The sequence below is a fragment of the Pantoea sp. Tr-811 genome (assembly GCF_011752535.1).
Taxonomy (GTDB): domain Bacteria; phylum Pseudomonadota; class Gammaproteobacteria; order Pseudomonadales; family Pseudomonadaceae; genus Aquipseudomonas.
In genome coordinates this window covers 1-8912 of sequence record NZ_VWXJ01000041.1, presented here as the reverse complement: position 1 = coordinate 8912, position 8912 = coordinate 1, and the positions used below count along the sequence as shown (strand labels likewise).

General features: G+C 63.4%; 7 protein-coding genes and 1 rRNA gene. 3 read left to right on the top strand and 5 right to left on the bottom strand.

The window, feature by feature from the left end; all coding sequences use genetic code 11:
- The first annotated feature begins 186 nt into the window (after positions 1 to 186).
- Positions 187 to 302, top strand: a 5S ribosomal RNA gene (rrf, locus tag F3J44_RS29175).
- Positions 303 to 420: 118 nt separating this feature from the next.
- On the opposite strand, the gene F3J44_RS29170 is transcribed toward rrf, so the two are convergent.
- The 4 genes from F3J44_RS29170 to F3J44_RS29155 form a co-directional block, all read right to left on the bottom strand.
- Positions 421 to 2838, bottom strand: coding sequence for a TonB-dependent siderophore receptor (locus tag F3J44_RS29170; RefSeq protein WP_167277954.1), 2418 nt, complete (start codon positions 2836 to 2838; stop codon positions 421 to 423).
- 161 nt (positions 2839 to 2999) lie between these two features.
- Entirely contained in the window at positions 3000 to 3947 is a 948-nt protein-coding gene (locus F3J44_RS29165; protein WP_370526800.1) for a FecR domain-containing protein, read from the bottom strand.
- Between the two features lies 1 nt (position 3948).
- A complete protein-coding gene (locus F3J44_RS29160; RefSeq protein WP_167277951.1) occupies positions 3949 to 4452 on the bottom strand; it encodes a sigma-70 family RNA polymerase sigma factor in 504 nt (167 codons plus the stop codon).
- Between the two features lie 79 nt (positions 4453 to 4531).
- Positions 4532 to 5221: a GntR family transcriptional regulator gene (locus tag F3J44_RS29155; protein ID WP_167277949.1), complete on the bottom strand. Its 690-nt coding sequence runs from the start codon at positions 5219 to 5221 to the stop codon at positions 4532 to 4534.
- Positions 5222 to 5491: 270 nt separating this feature from the next.
- On the opposite strand from F3J44_RS29155, the gene lapG reads away from it, so the two are divergent.
- Positions 5492 to 6178 carry a cysteine protease LapG gene (gene lapG / locus F3J44_RS29150; protein ID WP_370526504.1) on the top strand — a complete coding sequence of 229 codons (687 nt, stop codon included), beginning with the start codon at positions 5492 to 5494 and terminating at the stop codon, positions 6176 to 6178.
- A 10-nt stretch (positions 6179 to 6188) separates the two neighbouring features.
- On the top strand, positions 6189 to 8135 hold the full coding sequence (lapD, locus tag F3J44_RS29145) for a cyclic di-GMP receptor LapD (RefSeq protein WP_167277948.1): 1947 nt from the start codon (positions 6189 to 6191) through the stop codon (positions 8133 to 8135).
- 148 nt (positions 8136 to 8283) lie between these two features.
- On the opposite strand, the gene F3J44_RS29140 is transcribed toward lapD, so the two are convergent.
- On the bottom strand, positions 8284 to 8634 hold the full coding sequence (locus F3J44_RS29140; protein WP_240158578.1) for a tryptophan synthase subunit beta: 351 nt from the start codon (positions 8632 to 8634) through the stop codon (positions 8284 to 8286).
- Positions 8635 to 8912: the final 278 nt, after the last annotated feature.

Below are 8912 nucleotides of genomic sequence, written 5' to 3'. Positions count from 1 at the left end.
CCGAACTCAGTAGTGAAACGATGCATCGCCGATGGTAGTGTGGGGTTTCCCCATGTGAGAGTAGGTCATCGTCAAGATTCATTTCGCAAAACCCCTATCTGCGCGAGCAGGTAGGGGTTTTGTCTTTAAGTAGGAACTACAGAGATTCGCAGGCACGTCCAAGCGACGGGCCAGCACACAGAATTTCTTGACGACCATAGAGCATTGGAACCACCTGATCCCATCCCGAACTCAGCAGTGAAACGATGCATCGCCGATGGTAGTGTGGGGTTTCCCCATGTGAGAGTAGGTCATCGTCAAGATTCATTTCGCAAAACCCCTATCTGCGTGAGCAGGTAGGGGTTTTGTCTTTTCTAGGCACTGGCGCCGCGAGCGGCGCATCGCGAGCTTTGCTCGCTCCTACAGGGCCTGGGCAGAACGTTAGAACTGGTAGCTGACCGTAGCGCTGACGTTGCGCTCTTCACCCATGTAGCAGTAGTTCAAGCTGGCACATGAAGTGACGTAGGTTTCATTGGTGAGGTTGTTGGCATTCAGGCGCACATCCACGCCCTTGAGCCCCACCTTGCCCAGGTCGTAACCGATCGATGCATCGAACAGGGTATAGGCGGGCACCTTCATGCTGTTCTCCGCATCCACCCAGCTGTAGCCCACATACCGCACCCCGCCACCCAGGCGCAGGCCGTCGAGTAGCCCTTGGCGAACGTTATAGTCCGCCCACAGCGAGAACATCTGTTTGGGTGCCTGGGTAGGTGAATTGCCTTTGTTGTCCACCCCGCTCGACACCAGGCTGGGCATCGCCTTCGAATACTCGATATCGGTGAAGGTATAGCCACCCAGCAGCTTGAGGTTATCGGTGACCTGTACATGGGCTTCCAGCTCCAGGCCCTGGGAACGGACTTCACCTACCGGGCGGTAGAAGTCCTCGTTCGGCTGTTTGGAAGCCAGGTTCTCTTGCTCGATACGGAACAGCGACGCCGTGAACAGGTTGTCGCTCCCCGGCGGCTGGTACTTGATGCCAGCCTCCCACTGGGTGCCTTCAGTCGGTGCCAGCGGGCGTCCCTGTTGGTCGGACACGGTATTGGGGTTGAACGACTCCGAATAACTGACATAGGGCGCCAGGCCGTTCTCGAACAGGTACAGCACCCCCGCACGGGTGGTGAACTTCGAGCGCGCATCGTTGACCTTGATGTTGCTGTCGCGGTCCTCCTGGGAAACCTTCACCCAGTCCTGGCGCAGCCCCAGCGAAAAACGCCACTGGTCCAACTCGACCAGATCCTGCAGGTACACGCCGGTCTGCTGCAAACGGCGTTGGTAGCGGTTTTCGCCCAGTACCTGAAGGTTACCCTGGCCATACTGCGGATTCGCCGTATCCAGTGGCCCTACGCTGCCGTAGCGCCATTCCACGTCAGCCTTGCGGCGTTGGTAGTCGCTACCCAGCAACAGCGTGTGCTTGGCAGCACCGGTGAAGAATTCGGCCTGCAGCATGTTGTCGATGATGTACGAATGCAGCCGCTCGTCACCGCCGGTATAAGCGCGATTGAGGAGGTTGCGATCGCTCTGCGCCCACCCCGCCGAGTAGACCTGGTCCATCGACACATCGGAGTCCTGGTAGCGGAAGTTCTGCCGCGCAGTGAAGACGTCGTTGAAGCGGTGCTCGAACTGGTAACTGAATGACTGCTGGGTGCGCTCGTAGTTGTCGATACCCGGCTCGCCTTCGAAGAAGTGGTCGGACAGGCGTTGGCCATTGCGCAGATGCAGCATGCCGTCAGCAGGGTTGCCGCCGTGGTAGCCACCGTTGGGGTCCTTCTGCAGGTAGGCTTGCAAGGTCAGCGAGGTGTCTTCAGTGAAGTCGATACTGATGGCCGGCGCGATGGCGTAGCGTTCTTCCTTGCTGTGGTCGAACTGGGTGTCGGAAGCATCCGCAAGGCCAGTCAGCCGGTAGGCAATGCGCTTGTCGTCGTCCAGCGGGCCACTGAGGTCGAAGCCCATGCCGCGCTGGCCCTGGGTGCCTACGGTGGCCTGCACCTGGTGATAGGCCTCGAACAACGGTTTCTTGGTGGTCAGCGCCACCAGCCCACCGGGCGAACTGCGCCCATAAAGCACCGAGGAAGGCCCCTTGAGGATATCGATACGCTCGATGAAATACGGGTCGACCTGCATGGTGCTGTAGGTGCCGTTGTCGCCCATCGACTTCAGGCCATCGACGTAGATGTTGTCGACCGAGCCGTCGTTGAAGCCTCGCATCGCCACATAGTCGTAGCGGTGGGTTGCGCCGTAGGGGTTGGTCAGCACACCGGGTGTATAGCGCATGGCTTGGGCGACGGTCTGCGAGCCCTGGTCATCGATCTGCTGGCGGGTCACCACCGACACCGACTGCGAAGTTTCCACCAACGGCATGCTGGTCTTGGTCGCTACCTGGCTGTGGGTGGCGTTATAGCCCTCCATGCTGCCCAGGGCATTGCCCAGGGTGAAGCTGCGCACGTTGGTGTCTGGCAGCGACAGCGCTGCCTCCTCTGGGCGGGCACGCAGCACATAGCGGCCGCCGTCCTGGCTGACGGCTTCCAGCCCGGTGCCGTTGAGCAACTGACGCAGCGCATGGTCAGTCGGGAATTGCCCCTGCAGCCCCTCGGACTGCAACGTACCGGTCAGTTGCGGCGTGCTCGACAAGGTAATGCCTGCCTGGCGGGCAAACTGGTTGAGCACTTCGCTCAAGGGGCCGGGGGCGATGCTGTAGGCCTGGCTGGTTTGGCTGGGCTGTGCCGCCTGGGCCAGCAGTGGCACGCTGGCCAACCCCAGTGCCGTGCCGAACAAGGCAGCCCGCACGGCTCTGGCAAGCAAGGCGCGCTGCTGGGCAGGTCGCAAATCATCGTGGAGAAAAGCAGGTAAAGCGCTGGGCATGTGAACGTCCGTCGAGTCGTGAAGGGCAGAAGGCATTGCTTACTGTCCTAGCCGGGCGCCAGGCCAAAACCCGCCAGAAAAAAACGCCGCGCCCATGGCCGCTAGGCTGCACGTTCCAGGCGTATCCACCAGCGCGTGCGTTGGCGCAGGCGCACGGGCAGCGTCTGCGGTAGCAGTTGCAGCAGCTGCTCGGGGTCTTCCAGGCGAAACACCCCCGACAAGCGCAGGTCGGCGATGTCATCGCTGCACCCCAGGTAGCCATGACGGTAGCGGCTGACCTGGGCGAGGAAGTCAGTCAGGCGCATGTCGCGGGTGACGATCAGCCCCTCGCTCCAGGCCATGGCGTCCATGTCCAGCTGCTCCAGGCGCTGTGCGCCGTTGGCATCGATCCGCCAGTGCTGGCCGCTTTCGAGCCACTGCAGGCTGCCCTGCCCAAGCGTGTGGAGTGCGACCTTGCCCTGGCCAACGCTGACCTGGGTGCAGGTATCGTCCTGGCGTACCGTGAAGCGGCCTTCGAAGCCCTCCAGCAGCGCGTCTCGCGTTTGCACCGAAAGCGGCTGGCTACCCTCGCAGGTCAGCATCATTTCGCCGTGCTTGAGGCGCAGCAGGCGTTGCTGTGGGGTGAATGCCAGGTCCACCGCGCTGCGCGTATTCAATTGCAGCAGCGAGCCATCGGGCAGGCGGGTGGTCAGCCGCTCGCCGGTTGCGGTGGCGTAGTCCGAAGCCCAGCCGGCGACTGGCTCAAGGTCCTTGCACAACCACGCGGCCGAACCCACCAGGGCGACGCCGCCGAGCAGCTTGAGTGCCTGGCGCCGCTGCAGGCGGCGCTGGCTGGCCTCCAGTGTCTGCAAGGCCACGCTAGCGCCGGGGAGGGCACGCAGGTCAAGTTCCTGGTGCAGGTGCATCACCCGCTGCCAGGCCAGCTCATGCTCCGGCTTGGCCAGCCGCCATTGTTCGCACTGGCGGGACAGCTGTGGGTCGTTGCCGCTTTCACGCAGCCTGAGTACCCACTGGATGGCCAGCTTTACCGCTTTGGCAGAGGGCGCCACGTCAACGCTCGTCTTCGTAGCGCAGCAGGTAGCAGTGGTACAGGGCATCAGCCACGTAGCGTTCGACCGAACGCAGCGAGATACCCATCTGCTCGGCAATGGCCTTGTGGCTCAAACCGTCGCACTGGGCCAGCAGAAACGCTTGGCGGACCTTGGGCTTGAGGCCATCGAGCAGGCGCGCCAGGCGTTCGAGCAGTTCCAGCAGCAGCTCGCGGCTTTCCACCGATGGCACCAAGGCTTCTGGCACGTGCGCCAAGGCTTCTAGGTAGGCCCGGTGCAGTTCTTCACGCCGCCAATGGTCGATCACCAGGCCACGGGCGACGGTGCGCAGGAAGGCCCGTGGCGTGTTCAGCTGCAACTGCTCCTGGCGTTGCAGCAGGCGCATGAAGGTGTCCTGGGCCAGGTCGGCGGCATCGGCGGCGTTGCCCAGCTTGCCGCGCAGCCAGGCCTTCAGCCAGCTGTGGTGGTCGCTGTAGAGCGTGTGCAAGGAGTGATCGGGGGGCATGACGCGCAGCCGGCATGAATGATAATTAGTCTCATTGTTTGCCGGGGCAGGGGCGTTTGGCAACACCCCTGTTCAGGCCTTAGCGGGCAGCCTGGCTGTCCAGGTACTGGCGAATCACCCGCGCGCCATTGTTCAGGTGTTGTTCCAGCACCTGCACCGCATCGTCCACCCGCTTTTCGCAGGCGGCATCGACCAGGGCGTTGTGGTCGTCCTGGGTCAGCTTGCCCAGCCCCATGGACGAGAGGTGAAAGCGCAGGAAGCGCTCTTCCTCGTTCAGCTCGTTCTCGATCAGGCGCAACAGCTTCTGGTTGTGCGCCTTGCTGTACAGGGCCATGTGCAGCAGGCGGTTGAGCCGACCGATTTCGGCATGCCGGGTTTCGTTCTCCAGCTGCTGGATGTAGCCCCGGGCGCGGGCGATGTCGTCGGCGTCGAGCAGCGGGATCGACTGGCGCAGCGCTTCGGTTTCAAGCAGCACGCGCAGGCCATAGGTGTCGACGGCGTCCTCGCCGATCAATGGCGCCACGACAGCACCCTTGTGCATTTCCACTCGCAGCAACGCTTGCGCCTCAAGCTGGCGCAGGGCTTCACGCACGGGCATGCGGCTGACCCCGTACAAGGTTGCAAGCTCCTGCTGGCGCACCGCAGTGCCAGGCGGCAGGCGGCCATCGAGAATGGCACTGCGCAGGCGCTCCTCGATCACGCCACGGGCCAGGTGTGCCGGCAGCGCTTCGCTGGCCAACACGTTACTCAGTTTGATTTTCTCGGCCAAGCGGGGTCTGCCTCGGGATTGGATCCAACGACACTAATAATGGGCATGGGGCCTTGTCAAACCCACGCCCGCACTGGGGCGAGCGCAGCAAGGCGAGCAACATGGTGGAGCAAGTCGCCTGGCAAAGGAAGCGCTACTGCCTAGGGCCTAAGACGAAAGTTATAACGAGCCGACCGCCGGTGGAATGATTGCAGGATGCCATTGTTTTTTGCCCCGCGAGGCCGCACCATCGCTGCTTCCGGATGACCTGAACAGGGCTTCGCAGTGGCGATCACCTGGCTGCTTAAAACCACCGCACGACGTGTCGGCCTTGCCGTGCTGCTGGGTGGGCTGCTGCTGGGTGGCTTGCACGCCGACTGGGACTTTTCCGAGATCAGCCGCAAGTCCCAGGCCCTGTATGGCCCGCTGGGCGCCGGCAAGGGCCGTATCGACGCCTGGCAGAACCTGATGGCTACCCAGAGCCAAGGCAGCGAGCTGCAGCGCTTGCAGGTGGTCAACCAATTCTTCAACCACCAGATGCGCTATGTCGAGGACATCGACTTGTGGCATGAGGTTGACTACTGGGCCACGCCGATCCAGTCGTTGATCAAGGGCGCCGGCGACTGCGAAGACTACGCCATCGCCAAGTATTTCAGCCTTCGGCGCATGGGCATCCCCAGCGAAAAACTGCGCATCACCTACGTCAAGGCGCTGCGCCAGAATCGCGCGCACATGGTCTTGACCTATTATTCAAGCCCGCAGGCGCAGCCACTGGTGCTCGACAGCCTGATGGACGCGATCAAGCCGGCCAGCCAGCGGACCGACCTGCTGCCGGTGTACGCCTTCAATGGCGAAGGCCTGTGGCTGACCGGCGCTGCAGGCAACAAGAAAGTCGGCGACACCAAGCGCCTGTCCCGTTGGCAGGATGTGCTGAAAAAAATGCAGGCCGAAGGGTTCCCGGCCGAACCGGTTTACTGAAGGAGCACAGATGTCACTGTTCAAACAATTGCTGTTGGCCATTTGCCTGTTCCTGGTGGTCGCGTTCAGCGGCAGCTTCATGGTCAGCCTGGAAAGCTCGCGCAGCCAGTACGTCAACCAGTTGCGATCGCACGCCCAGGACGCGGCCACCGCGTTGGCGCTGTCGCTGACGCCGAACATCGACGACCCGGCCATGGTCGAGCTGATGGTCAGCTCGATCTTCGACAGTGGCTACTACGCGAGCATCAAGGTGGTCGACCTGAGTTCCGACGCGCTGATGGTCGAGCGCCACGCCGAGCCGGACCCGGGCGGCGTGCCGGGTTGGTTCATCCGCCTGATTGGCCTGGAGGCGGCCGGTGGCGACGCCATCGTCAGCCGCGGTTGGCAGCAGGCGGCGCGGGTCGAGGTGGTCAGCCACCCCATGTTCGCCATCGCCAAGCTGTGGCAAAGCGCCCTGGGCAGCCTCGGTTGGTTGCTGTTGTGCGGCGCGGCCAGCGCGGCGCTGGGCGCGTTGTTGTTGCGGCGCCAGCTGCGCCCGCTGGACTACATGGTTGAACAATCCCACGCCATTGCCCGGCGTGAATTCCTCAGCCTGCCGGAGCTGCCGCGCACGCCGGAGCTGCGCCGGGTGGTGCAGGCCATGAACCAGATGGTGGAAAAGCTCAAGGCGCTGTTTACCGAGCAGGCCGAGCGCAGCGAGCGGCTGCGCGCCGAGTCGTACCAGGACAGCCTGACCGGCTTGTCCAACCGGCGCTATTTCGAAATGCAGCTCAACGCTCGGGTCAGCAACCTGGAAGAAGCGCGCTCCGGTTACCTGCTGCTGCTGCGCGTGCAGGGCCTGGCCGGGCTCAACGCCCGCCTGGGTGGCCAGCGTACCGACCAGTTGCTGCAGGCGGTGGGCGAGCAGTTGCGCCGCGCCTGTGCCCATTACCCGGAAACCAACGACCTGATTTCCCGCAGCCGCGGCGGCGAGTTCGCCGTGCTGGCGCCGGGCATGGTGCATGACGAAGCCATCCAGCTCGCCCATGCCCTGGACACCACCTTGCAAAGCCTGCACGAAACCGGTGCCAGCGACGTCCAGCCGGTGGCCTGTATCGGCCTTGCGCCTTATCACCCCGGTGATGAAACCCAGGCCCTGCTCAAGCTGGCCGACGAGGCGCTGGCGCGTGCCGAGAACCAGCCGACGCCGGCGTGGGTGTGCCTTGAGCAAGGCGTGGCCGCCGTGGCCGGGGATGGCCAGCATGCCTGGCACACCCGGCTGGATGAGGCGTTCGTCAACGGCCAGTTCGAGCTGTTCTTCCAGCCCGTGGTCAATGCCAAGGACACCCAGCAAGTGCTGCACCACAAGGTGATTTCGCGCCTGCTCGACGAGCAGGGCCAGGCGCTGCCGGCAGGGCGCTTCCTGCCTTGGCTTGAGCGCTTTGGCTGGATGTCGCGGTTGGACATGCTGGTGCTGGAAAAGGTGCTGGCGCACTTGCGCGGCCACCAGCAGGTGCTGGCGCTGAACCTGTCGGCGGCCACCCTGGCCGACCCCAAGGCGCTGCAACGGGTGTATGAGTTGCTGGGGCAGAATGCGGCGCTGGGCCAGCGGCTGATCATCGAGATCGGCGAGGAGCAGTTGCCCGAACAGGCCGCGCTGGAAAAACTCACCCGGCGCCTGCACGACCTGGGCTTTGGCCTGGCGTTGCAGCGCTTCGGTGGGCGTTTCAGCATGATCGGCAACCTGGCACACCTGGGCCTGGCCTACCTGAAGATCGATGGCAGCTACATCCGCAACATCGACGAGGAACAGCACAAGCGCCTGTTCATCGAGGCGATCCAGCGCGCCGCCCACAGCATCGACTTGCCGCTGATTGCCGAGCGGGTCGAAACCGAGGGCGAGCGGCGGGTGCTGGTGGAAATGGGCGTGGGTGGCATCCAGGGCCAATTGGTCGGCGAACCAGCGCCCTGGCGCTGATAGCGGCACCCGCACCGCAATCCCTTGTTGTAGGAGCGGGCTTGCCCCGCGAACACCGGCGCAGCCGGTGCCATGCACCGCGGTGCCTGCTTCGCGGGGCAAGCCCGCTCCTACAGGCCCCATCGGCGGGGGCGGGTAGCGCACCCGCTCAGATCAGCCCCCCTTCCCCCTCTTCCTCGATGAGGTTGTTCAAGCTCCCCAGCGCCTTGCGCGCGCTGGAGCGGTTGAGCAGCTTGGCCTGGGCCCCTGCAGGCAGGTCGGTGATGCTGAATACACCCTTGGCCGTCAGCACCTCGATCAGGTCCTCCAGCACGCGGATCATGTCCAGGTCGCTCTGCTTGAGCTGCTTGAGGCTGTTTTCGACGACGCCGTCGGCGAACCATTCCTGGATCTCGGTATGGTCGGCTGGCAGCACTTCGGTATGCTCGGCGTAAGGTACAGGCTCGACGCGCTCCAGTTGCCCCTGCTGGCCGCGTTGCACGTAGAACAAAGCTTCCATCCTCGTCCCCCTGGGTCCTTGATGACAGGTTTTGGCGCAGCATAGGCAATGTTGCCGCAAGGCGCCTGCCAATCAGGCAGGTTTTCTGTCTTCAGAGGTAACGAGCGGTTGCCGATGGGTGTATTCTCCCCTCCCTAACCGTAAGGGAGAGGCACCGCGTGGAACCCGAAGTCAGTCGAGTCCAACTCAACCACGATCCACGCAGTCAGCACGACGATCCGTTGCTCGATAGCCTGCTGACGCTGTGTGTTCTGCACCAGAAACCCGCCAGCCGGGCG